General features: G+C 43.6%; 1 protein-coding gene. It reads left to right on the plus strand.

The genetic code is table 11. The features are described from left to right. Positions 1-85 precede the first annotated feature (85 nt). A partial coding sequence (locus D8836_RS11085) for a putative Ig domain-containing protein (protein WP_474104104.1) occupies positions 86-753 on the plus strand: 668 nt, incomplete at its 3' end.

The following is a 753-nucleotide window of genomic DNA, read 5'->3' on the forward strand; positions in this document are numbered from 1 at the left end:
TGTACCAATTAAGGTAAAAGACGTAACAGGACCGACAGTCACAGCTAATGGCGCAACCGTTACAAGAAAAGAAGCGATTACGGCAATTCCAGTAACAGTAGCGGATAATACAGGTGGGGTTGGTTTACGTGGTCAAAACCCAGTTCAAGTGACAGGTTTACCGACAGGCTTAAGTTATGCCAATAACCAAATTACGGGAACACCAACGGCAGCTAAAGGGAATTACAATGTAACGATTACAGCCTATGACAAGAATGACAATCCTACTACAAAAACGATTACAATCAAGGTTCAGGACCAAACGGNTAAGTATAATCCGACAGGTGCAGAGCTAACGGTTAATCAAAACCACGTGCCTACAGATGCGGAAATCACAGGAAAAGTAAGNGGTCATGGNCCAGGAACNCTAACAGTCGTAAGTAAACCANCAACAGCTACTGCAGGTAATGCCGGAAACGCAGTCGTAAGAGTTACTTATCCAGATACATCAACAGATACTGTTACTGTACCAATTAAGGTAAAAGACGTAACAGGACCGACAGTCACAGCTAATGGCGCAACCGTTACAAGAAAAGAAGCGATTACGGCAATTCCAGTAACAGTAGCGGATAATACAGGTGGGGTTGGTTTACGTGGTCAAAACCCAGTTCAAGTGACAGGTTTACCGACAGGCTTAAGTTATGCCAATAACCAAATTACGGGAACACCAACGGCAGCTAAAGGGAATTACAATGTAACGATTACAGCCTATGA

Origin of the sequence: Streptococcus mitis, assembly GCF_003942995.1 — a bacterium.
Classification (GTDB): domain Bacteria; phylum Bacillota; class Bacilli; order Lactobacillales; family Streptococcaceae; genus Streptococcus; species Streptococcus mitis_CV.